This is a genomic window from Streptomyces sp. WG5, from assembly GCF_049974565.1.
Classification (GTDB): domain Bacteria; phylum Actinomycetota; class Actinomycetes; order Streptomycetales; family Streptomycetaceae; genus Streptomyces.
In genome coordinates, this window is sequence record NZ_JBNGGC010000013.1 from 56,034 (window position 1) to 77,182 (window position 21,149).

A 21,149-nucleotide genomic window follows, 5' to 3' on the forward strand; every position below is an offset into this window, starting at 1 on the left:
CCCTCCCGCGGGCCCGGGGCGGGCGGTCGGCCTCCCCCTCCCCGGGCCGGGCCTTCGCCGGGTCACCGCCGTCCGGCGTGGAGCCCCGGGGCGGTGCCCGTTCCTCCAGGTCCGCGCGTACGGCGGCTCACACCTCGACGGGTTCGTCCTCCGGCAGGCTGTCCATGAAGGAGCTGACGGAGAAGACCGCGTTGCCGGCGCCGGGCGGGCCGTAGCCGGGGGGCGAGGAGAGACCGAAGTCCTCCATGGTCTGCCGGTAGGCCTGGAGCAGACGGATGTGGTACTCCAGCGGCGCGCCCTGCGGGTTGGCCTTGCCCAGGGGGGTGGTGGGCTCGGGGCACCAGGTGGTGAAGCGGGGCGTGATGCCGTGCGACATGAAGAAGCGCAGGCCCTCGGTGGTGGAGTCGATGGCCTCGTCGACCGTCTTGAAGCCGAAGGGCTCCGCCATCTCCACGCCCGCGACGAAGTTCGGGATGACGTTGCGGGCGCCGAAGATCTCCGCCGAGTCCAGGATGCGCTTGTGCCACTCGTCGCGGCCGACGTAGCGCTCCTTGCCGGGGCAGTACATCTTGAACAGGTACTCGTCCCACACCTCGAAGTTGGGGTGGTAGATCTGGACGCCGTAGTCCTTGAAGCGCTGCACGTCGTCCTTGGGCAGCGCCTGGGCGACGACCTTGCCGATCCAGCGGCCGGGGAAGTGCTCCTCGATGGCCTTGGCGTAGCGCCCGTAGAAGTCCGCCTCGTCCAGGCCCTGGACCTTCGACGTGATCGCGCCGCCGGTGAGCGTGTAGGCGGTGGACGTCTTCGCCGTGTCGTACCGGTTGATGATGTCCAGCGCTTCGAGGACCTCGTCGACGTCCTTGACGCCCGTGTAGGGGCGGCCCGCGGCCTTGTGCTGGCGCCAGTTGTGGTTGATGTCGCAGTACTGGCACTCCTCCTTGGCGCCGAAGTACTGGCAGACCCGGAACGCGGTCAGGTAGATCAGGTAGCCCCACTGGATGGTCGGGGCCACCTCCATGACCGACTTCCCATTGGCGAGCTTGTGCCGGTAGTACTCGGGCATGGGCGGCACGCCGACGTCGGAGATCCGCTTGCCGTCGAGGTAGAGGCCGAGCTGGTTGTGCTCGTCGGCCGCGACCCGGTACGGCGAGGACGGGTTCACCCGGACGGAGACGACGGTGCGGCGCAGGTCGTAGGGGCCTCCGGTGAGGATGATCTCCTCGGGCGGGCGGCGCAGCGCGGCCTCGCCCAGCTCCGGCAGGGTGCCGTGGTCGAAGGAAAAAATGAAGTACGACTTCGGCTTGACCTCGCCGTCCTCGTTGTCGCTCAGCGCGGAGGGGTCGAAGGCCACCCCGCCGCGGAGCAGGTCCTCCTTGAAGACGGCTTCCCGCGGTACGTGCGGAAAGCGCTCCATCAGATCCTCGACCAGCGCGGTACGGCTGCCCATCCCGTGTCTCCTCCCGGCTCAGGCGTTCGACTTCTCACGGTATGCCCCCGCCCGTGCGGCTTCCCGCGCGGGGCCCCTCCAGACGCGCCGGGTAGGTTTCCGCGGTATGAGCGACATCACGGTGACCAATTGGGCCGGCAACATCACGTACACGGCCAAGGAGCTGCTCCGGCCGAACTCACTGGACGCGCTGCGGGCCTTGGTGGCGGACAGCGCGAGGGTGCGGGTGCTGGGCAGCGGGCACTCCTTCAACGAGATCGCCGAGCCGGGCGCCGAGGGCGTCCTGCTGTCGCTGGCCGCGCTGCCGGCCGAGGTGGACGTCGACACCGCGGCCCGGACGGTGCGGGTCGGCGGCGGCGTCCGGTACGCGGAGCTGGCCCGTGTGGTGCACGGGCGGGGGCTGGCGCTGCCGAACATGGCCTCGCTGCCGCACATCTCGGTCGCCGGGTCGGTGGCGACCGGCACGCACGGTTCCGGGGTCGGCAACGGGCCGCTCTCCTCGTCCGTGCGCGAGGTGGAGCTGGTCACGGCGGACGGTGAGACGGTGACCGTGGCGCGCGGCGACGAGCGGTTCGGCGGCGCGGTGACCTCGCTCGGCGCGCTGGGCGTCGTGACCTCGCTCACTCTCGACCTGGAACCCGCCTACGAGGTCGAGCAGCACGTCTTCACCGAGCTGCCGCTGGACGGCCTGGACACGGCGGCGTTCGAGACGGTGATGGCGGCGGCGTACAGCGTGAGCCTCTTCACGGACTGGCGGGCACCCGGCTTCCGGCAGGTGTGGCTGAAGCGGCGCACCGACCAGCCGCTGCCCGATGTCCCCTGGGCGCCCGCGGCCACCGAGAAGATGCATCCGGTGCCCGGCATGCCCGCGGTCAACTGCACCGAGCAGTTCGGGGTGCCGGGACCCTGGCACGAGCGGCTGCCGCACTTCCGCGCCGATTTCACGCCCAGCAGCGGTGCCGAGCTCCAGTCGGAGTACCTGATGCCGCGCGAGCACGCGCTGGACGCCCTGCGTGCGGTGGACGCGATACGGGAGGTCGTCGCGCCGGTGCTGCAGACCTGTGAGATCCGCACGGTCGCTGCGGACCGGCAGTGGCTGAGCCCCTCCTACGGCCGGGACACCGTGGCCGCGCACTTCACGTGGGTCGAGGACACGGCCGCGGTGCTGCCGGTGGTGCGGCGGCTGGAGGAGGCGCTGGCACCCTTCGCGGCCCGGCCGCACTGGGGGAAGGTGTTCACGACACCGGCGGGCGCGCTGCGCGCGCTCTACCCGAGGCTGGACGGCTTCCGGGCGCTGGCCGAGGCGCTGGACCCGGCGGGGAAGTTCACCAACGCGTTCGTGCGGGAGGTGCTGGCCGGCTGAGACGCCGGGCGCTCCGGTCCCGCGCGCGGTCGCACCGCACCGCTCGGCGGGCGTGCCCAGCCGGGGCGCCCGCCCCCACTCCCTCTCGGACCGTCGGCGCGGGCCCGGAGGCCCGCCCGCGCCCACGCACACCCGCCGGAACACACTGGCGTCCCAGCCTCCCCGGCTCCTAGGACAGGGAGCGGAACCAGCGCACCACGGCCGCGGTGCCCGCCTGGTGCGAGCCCAGGTGCCGGGAGTTCCCGTAGTCGGGGGTGCCGAGGTCGACGGTCCGGACGTGGACGCCGCGGGCACGCAGGGCGGCCCGGCAGTGGGCGGTGTTGGCGGTGACGGCCTGCTCGTCGCCTTCGGCGTGGTAGAGCCGGAGCGGGGCCCGCGGTGTCCAGTCGGCACACACCCCGTCGGTCACCCTCAGGGCCTCCGCCAGCCTCCCCGAAGGGTGCTCCAGCATGGCCCGGCCGTGGGGTGTGAGCAGTTCCTCCAGAGTGTCCGGGGTGCCGAGCACGACGTCCTGGCCCGGGTGCGTGCCGTCGAACAGGCCCTCGATCGTGCGGTGGTAGTCCTCCTCGAACACCTCGGCGGGGCTGTCGTAGAGGTGGTGCAGCCGGTTGAAGGCGACCAGGGTGAGGGCCGCGTAGATGACACTGGCCTTCTGTTCCGTCTCCCCGGCCAGCAGTGCGGGCAGTTCGACGTCCCGGAAGGCGTAGGCGCCGCTGATCGGTGCCACCGCGCCGAGCCGGAACCAGTCGTCGGCCCGTTCCTGAAGCGCCCGGGCCAGTCCCAGCGCCGCCGAGGCGCCCTGGCTGAAGCCGGTGGCGAACACCTCGCGGCGCAGGTGGCGTCCCTGTTCCGCGGCGACGGCGCGGGAGGCGCGCAGCATGTCCAGGGCCGCGGTGGTCTCGGAGGGGATGTCCATCCACGGGTGCGGTCCCGGGCCGAGGCCCAGTCCCAGGTAGTCGGGGAGCGCCGTGGCGAATCCGGCGGAGGCGTGGGTGAGGGCGGGGGCCTGGTCCCACACGCTCGTCGAGACGGACGCCACGTCCCCCTTGAACAGTTCGGTGCCGTGGGTGAACGACACGGTGCGCAGGCGTCGTTCGCCGTTGCGGGGCAGGGCCAGCAGGCCGCTGGCGGTGGTGGGGCGCCCGTGCGGGTCCACCGTGCGGTACACGATCCGGTAGGTGTCCACCCCGTACCGCACGGTGCCGGTGTCCCAGGCGCCCTCCTCGTCGCCGGCCAGTTCGGCCGCCACTTCGCCGGCGGACAGCGTCCGCAGGTGCTCGGTGGAGACGACCGTTCCCCGCGCGCCGTGCGCCGCCGCCCGGGCGGATCCGGCGGGGCCGTCCGGGGCCTCCTGTGCGGCGACTGCCGTTCCGCTCACTGCCAGGACCGCGGCCACCGCCGCGGCTGTCATCACTGTGCTCGTCCGGTTCATGCGACGACCGTACGAACCGGACCGCGTACCCGACCATGTGGCCAACCCGCTTGCCACCGGGGGGTTTTCCCCCGTCCGGACGTCGTCAGTGGTCCGCGCAGCACGGCGTCGGGTCGGGGTCCTCGAACGGCACCAGGGTTCCGCCCGCCGCGGGCATGGCGGCCAGGACGAGGCGGCCGTTCTGCCACTGCGGGCGGACGTGCTCCCGGGTCACCAGCCGCGTGTCCGGCGCGGGTTCGTCCGGCGTGCCCAGTACGGTCACCCGGTCGATCGCGGAGCGCGCGAGCAGCTCGGCGAGCGTCAGCGTGCCGGTGAGGCCGCCCGCGCCCGGGTAGAGGACGGCGCGGCCGGCCTCGTCCGGGGCGCCGTCGCGGACCTCGTACCCCTGGGCGGTGAGCCGGTCCCGGGCGGTGCGCAGGACCGGCTCCGCCCCGGCGGCCAGCGACAGGGCGACGCGCGGGCGGCCGTCCCGCACCAGGTGCGTGCAGCCGAAAACGCCTTCGGGGAGGGCGAGTTCGGCCGCGATCGCCTGGAGCAGGTGATCGGCCTCGCGCAGCGTCGCCGCGTCGGTGTCGATGCCGATGGTGTACGGCGCGGAGGGCTGTGTCACGACGGCAGGATCCACACCGGGTTGGAGTAGAACCACAGGTCGCGCCACGGGTCGGCGTCGCCGACGACGTCGATGGCGGGGCCGGCCGGGTCGACCTTCGCGCCCAGCGCGCCGACGGCGGACCGGTTGCCGTCGGTGCCCCGCGTACGGAGGTAGACGGGGCGGTCGACGCGGCCGAGGTCGTAGGTGAGCCGGACGGTGCCGGTGTCCTTGTTCACCTCGTACGACTTGACCACGCGGGCCGTCGGCGCGGTGAAGGTGTCCTTGTCGGCGACCTCGCCGGTCACGTCGCCCTGGATGACGTCGACCCGGGCCAGCTTCGGGGTGAACCCGGCCCAGTTGGGGCCGCCGGCCAGGGCCACGTCCATGGACAGGGTGACCCGGGTGCCCTTGCGCACGTGCAGGGCGCCGCCGAGCGTGGCCCAGCGACCGCCGCCGGACACGCGCACGTCGAGGCCGCTGATGAGCTGACCGTGGTCGACCCAGATGCGGCCGGCGCGGATGCCGTCCATGACGGCGGCGTAGGTGAAGCCGTCGGAGCCGACGTGGGTACGGCTGTACTGGCCCGGCCAGTAGTCGCCCTGGGTGACGTCGATCTGGCCGGCGTAGACCGGGTCGTCGTAGCGGCCGTTGGCGTTGAAGTCGCCGCCACCGCGCGCGGCGGTGTCGCCGTACACCTGGTGGGAGTCGGAGTTGGCGGTGATCCACCAGGGGCGGCCCTCGGCGAGCAGGCTGTCCCACAGGCCGCCGACGGTGGCGGTCATCCAGTCGAAGCCGCCCCAGGTGCGGTAGCTCTCCAGCGGGTAGCCGGGGAAGGAGTTGGCGCCGGGGCTGCCGTCGTAGATGCCGCGGGCGCGGCCCATGCCGAGCGGCTTCGGCAGGCCGGCCGCCTGGTGGCCGGGGGCGCCCTCGAAGCCGACCGCGATCTGCCGGTCGCCGGTGCCGGTGGCGTCGCGCCAGGCGCGGATCTCGTGCGGGGAGTCGATGCCCTTGCGCGCCGGGTGGTTGGCGAGCATCAGGGCGTCCTTGACCTTGCGCCGCTTCACCTGGTCGGCGAGGAAGGAGAGTCCGGCGACGGCGAGGGCCTCGTTGGCGGGCGTGGAGGCGGTGGCGCCCTTGACGCCGCCGTCGTAGCCGGTCTCGAACTGCTTGAGGACGGAGACCTCGTTCTTGCCGGGGTGGACGAAGACCGTGCCGTGCTCGGCGGCCGGGATGTTCCACTCCAGGCCCTGGAAGACGAGGGTGTCCTCGTAGGTGTCGCGGGCCTCGCGGATGTCCGGGTTGACCTTCTCCACACCGATCTTGGCGTGGGTGACGCTGCCGTGGTCGGTGATGACCATCCAATCCATGCCGTGCCGGGCGCCCTGGCGGACCTGGTCGACGACGCGGTACTTGCCGTCGCTGCTGTACTGGGTGTGGATGTGGTGGTCGCCGGCGAGCCAGAGGAAGCCCTTCTTGCGGCGGCCGTTGCCCGCGGCCTGGGCGGGGGCGGCGGTCGCGGTCTGGGCGAGGACGGTGCCGGCGGCCAGTCCGGCGCCGAGCAGTCCCGCACGGCGCAGCAGACCGCGGCGCGACTGCTGTTCGGGGCTCAGGGCCTCGTCGGGGACGCTGGTGTCGAAGGCGGCGGGCAGGGGCTGCGCGGCCTCGTGGTCGTGGTCGTGCGTGTGTGCGTGTCCGTGGTGGTGATGGCCGTGCCCGTGACCGTGTCCGTGCCCCATGAAGTTCCTCCTGGATACCGCCGCCGTGCGCGGCTCCGAGGAGAATCGAGGCAGAAGATGAACGTTTAACGACTCGGAGATGAGCCCCGCCTGCCGCCCTGCCTGCTCTAGCATGAAACCTAGGATCCCTAGGAAGAGGGAAGGTGGCCCATGCCCCGAGCGGGCCTCACGACCGAACGCGTCGTCGCGGCCGCCGCCGACCTCGCCGACGAGGCCGGGTTCGACAGTGTCACCGTCTCCGCGCTCGCCCGGCACTTCGGGGTGAAGGACGCGAGCCTGTACACGCACGTCAGAAACCTCCAGGACCTGCGCGTCCGGGTCGCCCTGCTGGCCGGCGGCGAGCTGATCGAGGAGATCGCGGCGGCCGTGGCCGGCCGCGCCGGGAAGGAGTCGCTGGCCGCCTTCGCGGGCGCCTACCGCTCGTACGCCCTGCGCCACCCCGGCCGCTACGCCGCGACGCAGATCCGCGTCGACCGGTCCGTCGCCGCCGGCTCCCCCGCCCTGCGCCGCACCGCCGAGATCACCTACGGCATGCTGCGCGCCTACGGCCTCACCGAGCCCGACCTCACCGACGCCGTACGCCTGCTGCGCAGCACCTTCCACGGCTACTGCGCCCTGGAGGCCGCCGGCGCCTTCGGTGCCCCGCGCGACGTACAGGCCTCCTGGGAGAAGGCGGTCGACGCCCTGCACGTGGCGCTGGAGCACTGGCCGCGCGAGGGGACGGACGAGGCCTGAGGGGTTTCTCGGGACCCTCTGGCTCCGGGTGACCGCGTTCACCGGGAGCCCTGGGACCTCGGGGCTCCCGGTGAGCGGCTCCGCGTGGCGTCAGCGTGAGAACTTCTCGACGGCCGCCGGGGTGACGGGGGTGAAGAAGTTGACGAGGTTGCCGTCGGGGTCGCGGAACAGCAGCGACCGGTTGCCCCAGGGCATCGTGGTGGGCCCGTTGACGAAGTCGGTGACGAAGCCGGACAGGTTCTGGTGGACGCGGTCCACGTCGTCGACGAGGAACTCGGTGATCACACTGTGGTTGTCCGCCGGGCGGGCGGAGCCCGGCGCGAACAGCGGGACGGTGCGGGTGCCGGCGATCGCGAGGGTGGCGCCCGCCGTCCTGAGTTCGGCGAAGTCCTCGGTGGCCCACGTCGCCCGCGCCCCCGTGGCTCGCTCGTAGAACTCGACGAGGCGTGCCACGTCGCTGGTGATGATGCGGATCGAGACGAAGTCCATGGGGATCTCCTTGGCTGTGCTGGAGGCGTGCACTGCGCAGACTAGGAGAGATAGTGGACAGAATCGGTCCTGTATGCGCGGTAGGCTGCGGACATGTCCCGACCCACTGGCCGCGTGCTGACGCTCCTGGAGCTGCTGCAGTCGGGCGGCACCCGGACGGTGGCCGAACTGGCCGGCCGGCTCGGTGTCGAAGGACGCACCGTGCGGCGCTATGTGGACCAGCTGATCGACCTGGACGTGCCCGTGGAATCGGTGCGCGGCCGCTACGGCGGGTACCGGCTCGCCCCCGGGTACCGCCTGCCTCCCCTCATGCTCAGCGACGACGAGGCGCTGGCCGTGCTGCTCGGCCTGGTCGCCGGCCGCCGGGCAGGGCTGACGACGGCCCAGCACACGGCGAGCGAGACGGCGTCGGCGAAGATCCGGCGGGTGCTGCCCCGGCACATCGCCCGCCGGCTCGACACCCTCCTGGAATCCCTCGCGTTCACGGAGCAGCCCGGAGAGTCCGGCACCCCGGACGCCGGGGTCCTGCTCACCGTCGCCGACGCGGTGCGCCACCGCCGACCGGTCTCGATCCGCTACACCGACCGCGACGGACGGCGCAGCGAACGCACGCTGCACGCGTACGGGATCGTCGCCCATGCGGGCCGGTGGTACGTCACGGGCGAGGACCCCCGGATCGGCGAGGACCGGACCTTCCGGCTCGACCGCGTCGCAGACGCGCGGACCCTGCCCGGCTCGTTCGAAGCGCCCGCGGACCCCGCTCCGGCAGAGCGTGTGGTGGCAGCGCTCGCCACGGCCGGGTACCGGCACGAGGTGACCTTGCGGATCCACGGGACCGTCGAGCAGATCCGCGCCCGCCTGCCCGCCAGCGTCGCGAGCCTGGAGGAACACGACCCCGTGGCGGGCGAGGACCGGGCGGCCGAGCGCTGGCTGCGCGTCGAGCTGCGGGCCGAGCGGCTCGACTGGCTCCCCCCGGTACTCGCCTCACTCGACCGGCCGTTCGTCGTCGAACGCCCCGACGAACTGCGCGACCTCGTCATCGCGCTCGCCGATCGCCTCGCGTCCCGCGCCCGCCAGGCCTGACAGCGACGAACCGGAGTCAGGGGTCGTCCGCCCGAGGTCCGGTCGGCTCAGGGCCCGCACCTCGTCGTACGCGGGCGTCGCGCCGCCCGGGGACCGGCCCGCACCGATGTCGGCCGCCGCCTGGAGACCCGCGCCCAGCGCCCGCCGGTACAGCAGCGAGCCCAGGCTGACGCGGCTCACGCCGAGGTCGGCGAGGTGCGGCAGGGAGGGGCCGGTGGGCGAGTAGAGGACGTTGAGCGGCACGTCGAAGTGCGCGGCCAGCGCCGCGATCCGGCCGGGGTCGGTGAGGCCCGGGACGAAGACGCCGTGGGCACCGGCCTCGCGGTACGCCTCCAGGCGCCGCACCGTCTCCGCCGCGCGCCCCTCACCGCCCGTGTCTCCCTCGCCCCCGCCCTCGCCCTCGCCCTCGCCCTCGCCCTCGCCCTCGCCCTCGCGGAGCCAGTACGTGTCCGTGCGCGCGTTGACGAACAGGCCGGGGGCCGCCGATCTGACCGCGGCGATCTTGGCCGCGTGCCGGTCGGCGGGGCCCAGAGCGTCCTCCAGGTTGATGCCGGCCGCTCCGGCCGCCGCCAGTAGCCGCGCCAGCTCCCCCACCTCGTCGGGGTCGTCGCTGAAGCCGTCCTCCGCGTCGACGGAGAGCAGGAACGGCGCCGAGCCCAGGCCGGCGGCCAGCCGCAGCGTCTCGTCGCGGGTCGCCGACGCCCCGTCGGGCAGCCCGCTCGCCGCCGCGACGCCCAGGCTGGTCGTACCGATGGCCCGGAAACCCTGCCCGGCGAGGGCGAGCGCGGAGGCGTGGTCCCAGGCGCACGGCAGCAGCAGGGGCTCGCCGCGGCGATGGAGGCCGGCGAAGGCGGTCACGACAGATCGCCCACCGCGTCGGCGTAGTACACGGATTCGGTGAGGTGCACGGCGAGTTCGCGAAAGCTCCAGCCCTCGCCGGGCGAGTGGTCGAGCTGCTCGTCGGTGAGCGCGTCGAGGCGGTTGGCCCAGATCCGGGCGAGCCGGGTGAGGCGGCTGCGGGCCTCGTCGAGGTCCTCGGCCGTGAAGGGGGCCCGGTCCGCGTCCGTGGTGGTCATGGAGGCGTGCCAGTGGTCGGGCTGGGTCTCCTCGCCGGCCAGCCGGGCCTCCAGCTCGGCGAGGTGGTCGACCATGTGGTCGGCGACCCGGCGGATCGCCTTGTGCGGGGTGTAGACGCGGCCGTCGACGTGCGCGGGCCGCCCGTCCCAGCGGGTCCAGGTGGCGGCCAGGGCGAGGACGTGGTCGACCATGCCGGTGACCGCGGCGGCGGGTGTGAGGGGGACCGTGCTGGTGGCGGTGTTCGTGTCGCTCATGTCCCCCACGCTAGGGGCCGGTTGTTTCGGTGACCGCCGAAGTGTCCCCGTCCCCCGCGCGCGGGTGGTCCGGCCTCCGGCTGCCCTTCGCCGCCGGAGGCCGGACGCTCACCGTGCCCGTACCGTGCCGCGCGGTACCAGGTGCTGGGCGACCAGCTCGTCGCGTACCAGGCCCGCGTAGACGGTGGCGCCGTGCGCGGACGTGTGGGTGTTGTCCCGCTTCTCGTCGGTGAGGTAAAGGGCCTTGGAGCCTTCCACGCCCAGGGACTCCACGAGCGCCTTGGTCTTCGCGGTCAGGTCGATCAGCGGTACGCCCTCGGCGGCGGCGACCGAGCGGACGACGGCCGGGTGGTCGACGCCGAGTCCGTTGACGAGGAGGGCGGTGCCGTTGTCCAGGGTGCCGTCGGCGTTGAACCAGCGGCGCACGACCGGCGTCACGAGGACGGGCCGGCCGCCGCGCTCCCGCACGCCCGCCACCAGTGTCTCCAGATTGGCGCGGTAGGTCGCCCCGTCGGTCGTCTTGTCGTTGTGCGCGAGCTGGACGAGCACGAGGTCCCCGGGGCGGATCCGCGCCCGGACGGTGCCCCACAGCCGCTGGTCGGCCAGGTAACTGACCGTGCTCTCACCCGAGTCGGCGTGGTTGGCGACGGACAGGCCCTTGCGGAGGTACCGCGGCAGTTGCTGGCCCCAGCCGGAGTAGGGCTCCCCCGGCTGGTCGCAGACCGTGGAGTCCCCGACGAGGAGGACCTGCCGCGCGTGCCGGGCGGGTGTCACCCCGATACCGGCGAGGGCGGGCGCCGAACCGCCGATCACCAGGTCCAGGCCCGGGCTGCCGTCGGGCCCGGTGGGTTCGCCCTCGGGCGTGCGCACGTCGACGGTGAAGCTCCGGGCGACCCGCTCACCGGCCCCGGTGGCGGTCTCCGCGAGCAGCGACCGCCCGCTCTCGCCGCCGATGGCGGTACGGGCGGCATCGTCGCCCCCGAGCAGCACCTTCACGTCGTACGTGCCCGGCGGGACGTCGAAGTGGCAGGCCGTGGCGGTGCAGTCGGCCATCCCGTGGGCGCCGTCCGGCGTCCCGGTCCGGGCCTGAGCGGGTACGGCGGTCAGGGCTCCGGCGGCCAGCGCGACGGCGACCAGGATGACGGCGGCCGAACGTCTCACGCCCGCCCCCGCCCCGCGTGGTCGGCGACCGGGACGCCGAAGTCCGGTGTGCCGTCCGCCTTCCAGCCGAACCTCTGGACGCGGGTGTGCCGGTTGGGGTCGTCGAGCGGGTCGCCGTCGATCTCCTTGTACTGGCGGGCGTGGTAGACGAGGACGTCGGTGCGGCCGTCCCGGTCGACGGTGAAGCAGTTGTGGCCGGGGCCGTACTGGCCGGTGGCTTCGTTGCTGGTGAAGACGGGCGTCGGCGACTTCGACCAGTTCGCGGGGTTCATCAGGTCGGCGTCCGCGTCGACGGTCAGCAGCCCCATGCAGTAGTTGGCGTCGGTGGCGCTGGCCGAGTAGGTCATGAACAGGCGGCCGTTGCGGGCGATGACCGACGCGCCCTCGTTGACCTTGAAGCCGACGCACTCCCAGTCGTACTCGGGCGTGGAGAGCCGTATCTGAGGGCCCTTCAGCGTCCAGGCGTTCTCCATCTCGGACAGCCACAGGGCGGTGTTGTTGTCCATGCCGGGCTCGTACTGGGCCCAGGCGAGATAGCGGGTGCCGCGGTGGGTGAAGGTCGTGGCGTCCAGGGAGAAGGTCTCCCAGGCCGTCTTCACCTGGCCGCGCTCCACCCATGTGCCCCGGAAGGGGTCGGGGTGGGAGTTCTCCAGGACCCAGATGCGGATGTCCCAGACGCGCTCGGCGGGCGCGGCGGCGAAGTAGATGTACCACCTGCCGCCGACGCGGTGCATCTCCGGCGCCCAGATGTGCGCGCCCATGTCGCCGGTGGCGTGCTTGCGCCAGATCACGGACTCGCGGGCGGTCGCGAGACCGTCCAGGGTGCGGGAGCGGCGCAGGATGATGCGGTCGTACTCGGGGGCGGTCGCCGTGAAGTAGTAGAAGCCGTCGGTGTGCCGGCGGATGTGCGGGTCGGCGCGGTTGCGGACGAGCGGGTTCACGTACGGGGCCGCCTTCCTCGGCACGGCGGAGGCGGACGCGGCGGAGGCGGCGGACGCGGTGGCGGGGACGGCGGCCAGGGCCCCCGCGATCGCGGCGCCCTTCAACAGCAGGCGTCGCCCGGGGGCTGCGGGCCCCTCAGGCGAAACGGGCCGAACGGACGGGCTGGGCCGGCTGGGCTGAACGGGCTGATCGTCGGCGCGGCTCATGCGGGGCCTCTCGACGGGGTGCGCGACACCACCTGTTCGTGATGTCGAACACCATCTGTGATTACGAACGTCGAAAAGGTAAGGGTGTGACGTGGAGAGGTCAACGGGTCCGGCACGGCTACTCTCGCGGCACGCGCGTCAGGCCACCAGACCGTGCCGATAGGCGTAGACGACCGCCTGGACGCGGTCACGCAGGTCGAGCTTGGTGAGGATGCGGGACACGAAGGTCTTGACGGTCTCGGGGCTGATCACGAGGGCGGCGGCGATCTCGCTGTTGGAGAGGCCGTCCGCGATGAGGCGGAGCACCTCCGTCTCCCGGGGGGTCAGCGGGAGGTCGTTCGGCGTGCCACGGGTGGGCCGGATGCGGGCGGCGTACTGGCCCACGAGCCGACGCGTCACGTCGGGATCCAGCAGCGCCGCGCCCATCGCCACGGTCCGGATGCCGTGCAGCAGCCGGTCGGGCGGCGCGTCCTTGAGCAGGAACCCGCTCGCTCCCGCGCGCAGCGCCTCGTACACGTACTCGTCGAGGTTGAACGTCGTCACCACGAGCACCTTGACGGGGTGCGCCACCCCGGCGCCGGCCAGCAGGCGGGTGGCCTCGATGCCGTCGAGCACCGGCATGCGTACGTCCATCACCACGACGTCCGGACGCAGTTCGCCGGCCAGGTCGACCGCGGCCTGCCCGTCCCCGCACTCGCCCGCCACCTCCAGGTCGGGCTGCGCGTCGATGATCGTCGCCAGCCCGGTGCGGATCAGTGCCTGGTCGTCGCAGACCAGGACCCGGATCGGCGCGCTCATGACGGGCTCCCCGCGGGTATCCGCGCCCGGACGACGAAGCCGCCGTCCGCCTCGTGGTCCGCGCTGAAGTCGCCGCCCAGGACGTCGACCCGTTCGCGCAGCCCGGCCAGGCCCCGCCCACTGCCGCCGGGCGACGCGGCCCGCGAACCGGTCCCGTCCGTGCCGACCTCCACCGTGATCTCTCTTTCGCAATGACGGACCAGGACCGAGGTGCGGCTTCCGTGGTCGTACTTGAGGGCGTTCGTCAGGGCTTCCTGCACGACCCTGTACGCCACGAGGTCGGCGCTGCCGGTCGATGTCGCCGGCGTGCCCTCCTCGGTGAACTCCACGGGCTGTCCGGCCCGCCGCGTCTGCTCGACCAGGGTGAGCAGTCTGCCGACGGGAGGCGTCCTGGCCTCGCTGCCGGGGCCGGATCCGTGGCCGGTCCCGTGGTCCGGGTTGAGCAGGTCGAGCAGGTGCCGCAGGTCGGTGATGGCCCGCCGGCCGGTGTCGCTGACGGCCGTCAGAGTCTGGTCGAGGCGCTCCGGCGCGGCGGTCAGGTACCGTGCCGCCTCCGTCTGTACGACCATCGCCGTCACGTGGTGGGTCACGACGTCGTGCAACTCGCGGGCGATGCGGCCGCGTTCGGCCGCCCGGGCGTCGTCGGCGACGCGGATCCGGCGCTCGGCCTCCGCGGCCCGGACGGAGCGCATCCATACGCCGACACCCCACGCGAGGACCATGGCCAGGTAGAACGTCACGAACTCGGCCGCCGGTTCCCCCGGACCGCGCCGGTGGAGCACCACGGCGAGCGGCACGTACGCGGCGGAGAGGACGAGCAGGGTGACCCGCCGGTACCGCTCCAGGTAGGACCCGGCGCTCAGCAGCGCGATGGGCAGTCCGGTGCCGGCGAGCAGGTGGTATCCGTTGACCTGGTCGACGGCGAAGCCGACCGCGACCAGAGCGAGGCAGAGGGTGGGCCACCGCCGGCGCAGGGCGAGCGGAAGGGACTGGAGGGCGACCGCCACGCCGCCCAGCACGTCGTCGAGGGGCTGGGTCGGCAGGCCGCCGACCTCCGTCCCGTTGCCGCGCAGGCCCGGCAGGAGCGACGCGACGAGGAGCAGCACCCCGAAGGGGAGATCCCGGACCGTGACGTCGAGCCGGTGCCACAGCTCCGGAACCCACCGACGATCGATCATCGGGGAAGTGTAGCGGTGGAGTCGACACGGGCGGCACGCCGGGAGCGGGGCTTGATGTTGCCGCGCCGGTGGGCCAGCCACAGGAACACGATCGTCAGCACCGCTCCGAAGCCGATCGCGTGGATGCTGCCCTCCGGTCCGAACCCGCCGCCGGTGAACAGCTCCGGCCCCGACGTCGCGGTGTCGAGCAGCCCCTGGCTGGCGCCGTTGCCGGACACCTCGGTGCTGAAGATGCCGGCCGCGGCGAAGTTCCAGCCGAAGTGCACACCGATCGGGACCCACAGGGTGCGGGTGGCGGCGTACGCGGCGGCGAGCATGAAGCCGGCCTCGATGGCGATGGCGATCGCGCCCCAGAGGGTCGCGTTCTCGTTGGCCAGGTGCATGAGGCCGAACACGACGCCGGTCAGCACCAGCGCGATGTACGTGCCGATGTGCTCCTCGATGATCCGGAACAGGACACCGCGGAAGACCACTTCCTCCGCCACGGCCGCGCCGGCCATGAAGCCCACCAGCCCCACGGCGCCCTCCGGCGAGCCCAGGCCGTCGATTTCGTAGTGCCCGGCGGCGTAGAGGTTCGCGATGACGGCCCCGAACATCCCGACACCGATCAGCATCCCCCAGCCGGTCTTGACGACGGCGCCCTCACGGGCCACGTCCGGGGCCGCCCGGTGTTCGGTGCGCCGCACCACCCACGCGTACACGAGGATCGCGAGCGCGGCCGACGCGAGACCGACGACGAGTGAGAGCCAGTCGTTGTCCTTCACCGCGCTGGTGGCGCTGCCGGTGGCGGCGAACATCACCATGACGGCGAGGAACTGCCAGACAAACCTCACGGGGAAACTCCTTGATCGGGACCGTGGCCCAGGTGCCGCGGACTGCACTGGACGCTACGGATCCGAAGCCCGGAGATCGTCACCCCACGGTGGGCACCTCGCCGTAGCTCTCACGGGGGACAAGTCCTACAAGCTTCGGCCCGACTGGCTAGCCTCATGCCATGACCAGCGCCTTCGCCGACTCCCTCGCCTCCGGCCGCCCCCTCGTGCTCGACGGCGGGATGTCCAACCAACTGGAGTCGACCGGGCACGACCTGAGCGACGAGCTGTGGTCGGCCCGGCTGCTCGCCGAGGAGCCCGAAGCGATCACCGAAGCACACCTCGCCTACTTCGAGGCGGGCGCGGACGTGGCGATCACCTCCAGCTACCAGGCGACCTTCGAGGGCTTCGCCCGGCACGGCATCGGCCGGGAGCGTGCGACCGAACTGCTCACCCTGAGCGTGGAGCTGGCCCGGGAGGCCGCCCGCCGGGCCCGGGCGGCCCGCCCTCTGTGGGTGGCGGCGTCGGCCGGCCCGTACGGCGCGATGCTCGCGGACGGCTCCGAGTACCGCGGCCGGTACGGGCTCGGCGCCGGGGAGCTGGAGCACTTCCACCGGCCCCGCCTGGAGGTCCTGGCCGCCGCCCGGCCGGACGTCCTCGCGCTGGAGACGGTGCCCGACACCGAGGAGGCGGCGGCGCTGTTGCGGGCGGTGCGCGGACTCGGCGTGCCCGCCTGGCTGTCGTACACGGTCGTGGGCGGCCGCACCCGCGCCGGTCAGCCGCTGGAGGAGGCCTTCGCCCTGGCGGCGGACGCGGAGGAGGTGATCGCGGTGGGCGTGAACTGCTGCGCCCCCGAGGACGTGGCGGCCGCGGTCGAGACCGCCGCCCGGGTCACCGGCAAGCCGGTCGTCGCCTACCCCAACAGCGGGGAGACCTGGGACGCGCGGGCCAGGGCGTGGCGGGGACGTTCCTCGTTCGCCCCCGGACTGGTGCGGGGCTGGCGGGCGGCGGGGGCACGACTGGTCGGCGGGTGCTGCCGGGTGGGCCCGGACTCGATCACGTCGATCGCGTCGGCACCGGCGCCGGCAGGGCGGCGGCCGTGCGGGCCGTCCACCCCGTAGCCCGTTGCCGGCGTTGTCCCCTCGAAGCCGGTTCGGGGAGACTGCGGGCGTGCTGACGCTGACGGAGATTGCCGAGGAGCCCCACCGCCTGACGAGCCGTCTGGGAGCTCACGGGAATTCGGATGTGACCCTCCGCCCCCTGACGCACGCCGACACGCGACGGTTGGCCGAGTTCCTCGGCGCCCTGTCGCCCGAGTCGAGACGCTTCAGTACGTTCGGCGGGTACGACCTCGCGACCGCCCGGGAGCTGTGTGACGCGATCGCGCGCTACGACAAGCTCAGGCTGGTGCTCGAGGACGTGCCGTCCGGCCGGGTCGTCGGCCTCCTCGAATTCAGCCTCGCCCTGACTCCCGCGGACATCGCGCGCTACCAGGACGCGGGCCTCCGCCTCACCGAGACAACCGACTGCCGCTTCGGCCCCACTCTCGCTGACGACTACCAGGGTCGAGGCATCGGGACGCTCGCCTTCCCGCTCGTCACGGAGGTCGCACGGCTGCTCGGCCGGCCGAGAATCATCCTGTGGGGCGGCGTCCGCGCCGACAACCCCCGGGCCATCCGTTACTACGAGAAGAACGGCTTCCGACCAGTCGGCTTCTTCACCGAGCCGGACGGTTCCCTGTCGCTCGACATGATGCTGGACCTGCGCCCGGCGCCGGGCCGGACAGGGCTCTCGACCCGGCGCGGTCACCCGTAGCCGCACCGGCCGGCCACCCGCCGGCCGCGTCCCCGACCTCCCGGGTCGGTACGACCAGGGCCTGTCCGGCGGGTCATGTCTGGACGCCCTGCCGGTCCGCAGTACGCCTGCCCGACGTCTCATGCGCGTTCTTGGTTCGCTGGAAGGTGCGCCGGTAGGCGGTGGGAGTGGTCCGGGCTTCGCGGGCGAGGTGGAGGCGCAGGTTCGTCGCGGTTCCCAGGCCGGCCCGGTGGGCGATCTCCTCGACGCTGAGATCGGTGGTTTCCAGGAGGCGTCGTGCCTGTTGGAGGCGCTGCGTGTTGATCCAGCGCAGGGGTGTGGTGCCGGTTTCCGCGGTGAAGCGGCGGGCGAAGCTGCGGGGAGAGAGCGAGGCACGGCGGGCCAGGTCGGCCACCGTCAGCTGATGGTCGAGGTGCTGGAGGGCCCAGGCGCACACGTCGGCCATGCCCGTGCCGTCGGCGGGCAGGGGCCGGGAAATGTACTGGGCCTGGTTTCCCTCGCGGTGGGCGGGCACCACGAGTCGGCGGGCGAGTTCGGCCGCGGTGTCCGCGCCCAGGTCCTCGCGGACCAGGTGCAGGCACAGGTCGATGCCCGCGGAGAATCCGGCACTGGTCAGGACCGAGTCGGCGTCGATGTACAGGGGCGCGGGATCGACCTCGACCGCGGGGTAGCGGTGGCTGAGGTCGGAGGCGTCCAGCCAGTGGGTGGTGGCGCGGCGTCCGTCGAGGAGGCCGGCTGCCGCCAGCGCGAAGGCGCCCGTGCACACCGACACCACGCGGGCGCCGCGGGCGGCGGCTGTGTGCAGGGCTTCGGTCACGGGCTGTACGGGCGGATCGTGCGGCTCGTAGCCGGGCACGATGATCGTGTCGGCCTCGCCCAGGGCATCGAGTCCGCGGGGGGCAACGAGGTCGAAGCCGGTGGACGTGGTCACCGGTCCGGCTTCGGCGGCGCAGAGGCTGAACCGGTAGAGGCCGGGGGAACCGGGGGCGCCGAAGACCTGCGCGGGGGTGGCGAGGTCGAACGCGACGACCCCAGGAAGTGCCAGGGCAACGACATGATGCATGGCAGAAACCTTACGGCTCGCGTCATTTCTGCCTATCGCGGTGCCCGTGCCCCTCCTGCACGATGGACGGACCGCCGGATGCCACCGAGACCCACGCAGGGCCTTGACCAGGGAGACTCTGATGCGTTTCATCGATGCCGCCTCATTCACCGCCGAACGCCCCTGGGGTGCCATCGGTCTCGCCGCCGTGGACGACGCGACGGTACGGCTGCACTGGACCGACCAGCCGTACAAGTGGCACGTCAACGACGGCCCCGAAGTGTTCGTCGTCCTGGACGGGGCGGTGGACATGCACTACCGCGTGGACGGTGTCGAGCAGGTCGAGCGCCTGACGCCGGGCCGGGTGTGCTGCGTCGAACCAGGAGACGCACACGTAGCCCACCCGGCGCCGCAGGCCCGCATCCTCGTCGTCGAAAGGCGCGGAAGCGTCTGAGGCGGCCCACGGGCCCGGCCCGGCAGATCACGAGCGGAGCCAGAGCCGGATCGCCGCGCCTGCGACGGTTCCGTGGAAGACGTGGGCCCTCTCGTCGTGACGGGTGGCGACTGCCCGGGAGTTCTGGAGGCAGTTCACTGCCGCCTTCCCCGGCGAGGTGGATCCCGCATCCCACGTGCCGTCCGCCGACCAGCGGCGATGCCGTCCATAGACGGCCTTCCACGACCCGTCGCGTCCTGGCAGGTCCCGCCATGGGACACCGGTCCGGATCCGGGCCAGGATCCCGTTCACCACCGTGCGATGGTCGTTCCGCCGGCCACCCCGACCACCCTCACCTGACGGCGGCAGGTGAGGCTCCGACAGCGACCACTCATGTTCGTCAGATCCCCCACCGATCCCCCCACCTCATGACCGAACGAACGAGCTACCAGTCATGAGGGCACATGATCCGCCGAACAGTGCCCAGGCTGGCCGCGCAGCGACCTGCGCAGCAGGAGGCCGCCGATCCCCGCCAGGGCGGGGAAGCCGCTCTTCGGCATCATCACGGTGCCCGTCGCGCCGACAACGGTCAGAACGACGCCTGCGGCGCGCTGGGCCGGGATGTCCTCGTGTTCCTCCGCGGCCTGCAGCAGCCGGCCGCCCAACCACAGGGCGGGCGCGGCGGCCATGAACCAGAAGGCGGCGGCCCGGTCGCCCCGGTCGGGCACGGAGTCGATGAGGCCATCGCGCGCCATGTCGACGAGAACGTCGCGGTAGATCACCGCCCCGAGGACCCCATGACCCGTGCCGACGACCTGGAGCCAGCGCCCGGCTGAACGTCGCTTCATGGGCTCATCGTACGGACCGCGCTCCGGGCAGGGCGGGTCACCCGCGGGCATCCGCGACTCCCGGACCGACGCCCCACCGCCCCCGCATCACCGTCGAACCGGCCGCCGGGACCGCGTTCCTCGCAGGGTGACGTCGTCCTTCCACAGGTCGAACTGGGCGTCGAGCGGGCCGTACGCCGTGTGCGCGGCGCCGGCGCCGAAGACCCGCACGGGATGTGTGGCGTCCCACGCCGCCCAGCCCGGGTCGCCGGACTCGGCGAACCGCACCCACGCCCCGTGCATCTCGTCGGCCAGCTCCTGCGGAGCACCCTCGCCCGCGAGCCGGCGCGAGTCCGGGGTGTCCCCCGAGTCGAAGACGAAGCCCAGTTCCAGGGCGTGGCAGGCGCCGAGGTCGGGCAGGTGGGACGGCCAGGCGAACTCGTAGACGTACGACGATCCCGGCCGGGCGTCGGCCAGGCGGTGCATCGGCATGCGGAGCAGGTGGTCGGTGACCAGCTGCCCGACGGTCTCGGCGGCGCCCGCGTGCATCGCCCGGTAGCCGCGTACGACCTCGTTGCCGCAGTGGCAGCGGGCCCGGGCGCCCGCCAGGGCCACGGCGCCGAGCCGGTCGACGCGTTCGAGGAGACCGCCGGGTACCAGCCAGAGCCGGTACTCGTCGCGGGTCCAGCCCATCATCAGGCCGGTGCCGAGCGCGGCCCGGCCCTCGACGAGCGCTTCCAGGGGGTCGCGGGGAACGACGTCCCCGTCGACGACGATCCCGAAGGCGGGTCCGCCGAGCACGGGGCTGCTGAACCTGCCCACGTCGGCCTGGGCGCGCAGCAGCTGGTCCCGGTCGACGGCGGCGAAGGCCTCGGCAGTGGCGGGGATCCTGAGGCGGGAGGCCATGCGGCGGACCATCCGCCGTACCTTGTCGCGGTCGGAGGCCTCCGGGGCTCCGCTCTGCAGCACGGCCCGCCGGTACAGCCCCTGCGCCTGCGGAGCGGCGAGCAGCGCGCCGGCGCTGATCGCACCGGCCGACTGACCGGCGACGGTCACCCGGCCGGGGTCGCCGCCGAAGGCCGCGATCGACTCCCGCACCCATTCCAGGGCGGCGAGCTGGTCGCGCAGTCCGGCGTTCGCGGGGGCGTCCGGGAACAGTCCGTAGCCCTCGATGCCGAGCCGGTAGTTGATCGACACGCAGACCAGGCCGTCGCGGGCGAAAGTGCGGCCGTCGTAGACGGGCACGGCGGAGGAACCCCTGGTCAGCGCGCCGCCGTGCAGCCAGACCAGGACGGGCAGGCGGGCCCCGGGGCCCGGCTCGGGGGTCCAGACGTTGAGGTTGAGGCAGTCGTCGCCGGGGATCTCCGGGTCGGAGAGGTACTGGGCGAAGGCCTCGGAGTACGGCGCTTTCGGCGCCGTGGGGCCGAAGGAGCCCGCGTCGCGTGCTCCGTCCCACGGCTCGGGCGGCACGGGCGGGCGGAACCGGCGGGGCCCGAAGGGGGGCGCCGCGTACGGGATGCCGCGGAACACGGCGACGCCGTGCTCGTACCTGCCTCGTACGGCCCCGTACGGCGTACTGACCACGGGGTGCGTCCGGCCTGTCATCACACGCTCACCAGCCCTTCGCCGCGCTGATGGACTGCTCATGCCAGAGCGTCGCGGCGAACGGATCTATTCCGGACGTCCCGCTCGGCGCCGCTGAGGGACAATGGCTGAGAGACACTGAA

Annotated in this window: 21 protein-coding genes and 1 pseudogene; 6 read left to right on the plus strand and 16 right to left on the minus strand. The window is 72.9% G+C overall.

Features of this window, described 5'->3' with window-relative positions:
- Positions 1–127 precede the first annotated feature (127 nt).
- Entirely contained in the window at positions 128–1,447 is a 1,320-nt protein-coding gene (locus ACP4IX_RS15950) for a radical SAM protein (protein ID WP_426555894.1), read from the minus strand.
- A gap of 106 nt (positions 1,448–1,553) precedes the next feature.
- Between ACP4IX_RS15950 and ACP4IX_RS15955 the strand changes: the two genes are divergently transcribed.
- Complete coding sequence (locus tag ACP4IX_RS15955) at positions 1,554–2,810, plus strand: FAD-binding protein (protein WP_426555895.1); 1,257 nt, start codon at positions 1,554–1,556, stop codon at positions 2,808–2,810.
- Positions 2,811–2,979: 169 nt separating this feature from the next.
- Here ACP4IX_RS15955 and ACP4IX_RS15960 read toward each other — a convergent pair whose 3' ends face one another.
- The 3 genes from ACP4IX_RS15960 to ACP4IX_RS15970 form a co-directional block, all read right to left on the minus strand.
- Positions 2,980–4,242, minus strand: a complete 1,263-nt coding sequence (locus ACP4IX_RS15960; RefSeq protein ID WP_426555896.1) for an alpha/beta hydrolase family protein — start codon at positions 4,240–4,242, stop codon at positions 2,980–2,982.
- An 85-nt stretch (positions 4,243–4,327) separates the two neighbouring features.
- Positions 4,328–4,852 carry a hypothetical protein gene (locus ACP4IX_RS15965; protein ID WP_426523397.1) on the minus strand — a complete coding sequence of 175 codons (525 nt, stop codon included), beginning with the start codon at positions 4,850–4,852 and terminating at the stop codon, positions 4,328–4,330.
- Positions 4,849–6,570, minus strand: a complete 1,722-nt coding sequence (locus ACP4IX_RS15970; RefSeq protein ID WP_426523396.1) for a PHP domain-containing protein — start codon at positions 6,568–6,570, stop codon at positions 4,849–4,851. The genes ACP4IX_RS15965 and ACP4IX_RS15970 overlap by 4 nt, the downstream gene beginning before the upstream one ends.
- A 150-nt stretch (positions 6,571–6,720) precedes the next feature.
- Here ACP4IX_RS15970 and ACP4IX_RS15975 point away from each other — a divergent pair, with 150 nt between their 5' ends.
- Complete coding sequence (locus tag ACP4IX_RS15975) at positions 6,721–7,305, plus strand: TetR/AcrR family transcriptional regulator (RefSeq protein ID WP_426523395.1); 585 nt, start codon at positions 6,721–6,723, stop codon at positions 7,303–7,305.
- A gap of 90 nt (positions 7,306–7,395) precedes the next feature.
- Here ACP4IX_RS15975 and ACP4IX_RS15980 read toward each other — a convergent pair whose 3' ends face one another.
- Positions 7,396–7,794 carry a VOC family protein gene (locus ACP4IX_RS15980; RefSeq protein WP_426523394.1) on the minus strand — a complete coding sequence of 133 codons (399 nt, stop codon included), beginning with the start codon at positions 7,792–7,794 and terminating at the stop codon, positions 7,396–7,398.
- A 93-nt stretch (positions 7,795–7,887) separates the two neighbouring features.
- Here ACP4IX_RS15980 and ACP4IX_RS15985 point away from each other — a divergent pair, with 93 nt between their 5' ends.
- Positions 7,888–8,877 (plus strand): helix-turn-helix transcriptional regulator, encoded by a 990-nt coding sequence (locus ACP4IX_RS15985; protein WP_426555897.1) that lies wholly within the window; start codon positions 7,888–7,890, stop codon positions 8,875–8,877.
- Here ACP4IX_RS15985 and ACP4IX_RS15990 read toward each other — a convergent pair.
- From ACP4IX_RS15990 to ACP4IX_RS16020, 7 genes are all read right to left on the minus strand, one after another.
- Positions 8,779–9,735, minus strand: a complete 957-nt coding sequence (locus ACP4IX_RS15990; protein WP_426555898.1) for an isocitrate lyase/PEP mutase family protein — start codon at positions 9,733–9,735, stop codon at positions 8,779–8,781. The two genes, ACP4IX_RS15985 and ACP4IX_RS15990, sit on opposite strands and share 99 nt — an antisense overlap.
- Positions 9,732–10,208: a hypothetical protein gene (locus ACP4IX_RS15995; RefSeq protein ID WP_426523391.1), complete on the minus strand. Its 477-nt coding sequence runs from the start codon at positions 10,206–10,208 to the stop codon at positions 9,732–9,734. The genes ACP4IX_RS15990 and ACP4IX_RS15995 overlap by 4 nt, the downstream gene beginning before the upstream one ends.
- 108 nt (positions 10,209–10,316) lie before the next feature.
- Positions 10,317–11,369, minus strand: a complete 1,053-nt coding sequence (locus ACP4IX_RS16000; RefSeq protein ID WP_426555899.1) for a rhamnogalacturonan acetylesterase — start codon at positions 11,367–11,369, stop codon at positions 10,317–10,319.
- Positions 11,366–12,517 (minus strand): glycoside hydrolase family 43 protein, encoded by a 1,152-nt coding sequence (locus ACP4IX_RS16005; protein ID WP_426555900.1) that lies wholly within the window; start codon positions 12,515–12,517, stop codon positions 11,366–11,368. The genes ACP4IX_RS16000 and ACP4IX_RS16005 overlap by 4 nt, the downstream gene beginning before the upstream one ends.
- Before the next feature lie 138 nt (positions 12,518–12,655).
- Complete coding sequence (locus ACP4IX_RS16010; RefSeq protein WP_426523388.1) at positions 12,656–13,315, minus strand: response regulator; 660 nt, start codon at positions 13,313–13,315, stop codon at positions 12,656–12,658.
- Positions 13,312–14,493: a sensor histidine kinase gene (locus ACP4IX_RS16015; RefSeq protein ID WP_426555901.1), complete on the minus strand. Its 1,182-nt coding sequence runs from the start codon at positions 14,491–14,493 to the stop codon at positions 13,312–13,314. Before ACP4IX_RS16015 ends, ACP4IX_RS16010 begins: the two co-directional genes overlap by 4 nt.
- Positions 14,490–15,326: a CPBP family intramembrane glutamic endopeptidase gene (locus ACP4IX_RS16020; protein ID WP_426523386.1), complete on the minus strand. Its 837-nt coding sequence runs from the start codon at positions 15,324–15,326 to the stop codon at positions 14,490–14,492. The genes ACP4IX_RS16015 and ACP4IX_RS16020 overlap by 4 nt, the downstream gene beginning before the upstream one ends.
- Before the next feature lie 161 nt (positions 15,327–15,487).
- On the opposite strand from ACP4IX_RS16020, the gene mmuM reads away from it, so the two are divergent.
- Together mmuM and ACP4IX_RS16030 are read left to right on the plus strand one after the other, a co-directional pair.
- Entirely contained in the window at positions 15,488–16,426 is a 939-nt protein-coding gene (gene mmuM, locus ACP4IX_RS16025) for a homocysteine S-methyltransferase (RefSeq protein WP_426523385.1), read from the plus strand.
- A gap of 124 nt (positions 16,427–16,550) precedes the next feature.
- The gene (locus tag ACP4IX_RS16030; protein WP_426555902.1) at positions 16,551–17,120 is read left to right on the plus strand and encodes a GNAT family N-acetyltransferase; all 570 of its coding nucleotides are present in this window, start codon (positions 16,551–16,553) and stop codon (positions 17,118–17,120) included.
- A gap of 73 nt (positions 17,121–17,193) precedes the next feature.
- Here the strand turns inward: ACP4IX_RS16030 and ACP4IX_RS16035 are convergent, their stop codons facing one another.
- Positions 17,194–18,183: a GlxA family transcriptional regulator gene (locus tag ACP4IX_RS16035; protein WP_426523383.1), complete on the minus strand. Its 990-nt coding sequence runs from the start codon at positions 18,181–18,183 to the stop codon at positions 17,194–17,196.
- A 121-nt stretch (positions 18,184–18,304) separates the two neighbouring features.
- Here ACP4IX_RS16035 and ACP4IX_RS16040 point away from each other — a divergent pair, with 121 nt between their 5' ends.
- Positions 18,305–18,616: a hypothetical protein gene (locus ACP4IX_RS16040; RefSeq protein ID WP_426523382.1), complete on the plus strand. Its 312-nt coding sequence runs from the start codon at positions 18,305–18,307 to the stop codon at positions 18,614–18,616.
- 168 nt (positions 18,617–18,784) lie between these two features.
- On the opposite strand, the pseudogene ACP4IX_RS16045 reads toward ACP4IX_RS16040, so the two are convergent.
- The 3 genes and pseudogenes from ACP4IX_RS16045 to ACP4IX_RS16055 all read right to left on the minus strand — a co-directional run.
- Positions 18,785–19,008, minus strand: a pseudogene (locus ACP4IX_RS16045) (transposase); the annotation flags it as partial.
- A 39-nt stretch (positions 19,009–19,047) separates the two neighbouring features.
- Positions 19,048–19,443 carry a DUF6463 family protein gene (locus ACP4IX_RS16050; protein ID WP_426555903.1) on the minus strand — a complete coding sequence of 132 codons (396 nt, stop codon included), beginning with the start codon at positions 19,441–19,443 and terminating at the stop codon, positions 19,048–19,050.
- A gap of 87 nt (positions 19,444–19,530) precedes the next feature.
- Positions 19,531–21,027 carry a carboxylesterase/lipase family protein gene (locus tag ACP4IX_RS16055; protein ID WP_426555904.1) on the minus strand — a complete coding sequence of 499 codons (1,497 nt, stop codon included), beginning with the start codon at positions 21,025–21,027 and terminating at the stop codon, positions 19,531–19,533.
- Positions 21,028–21,149 lie beyond the last annotated feature (122 nt).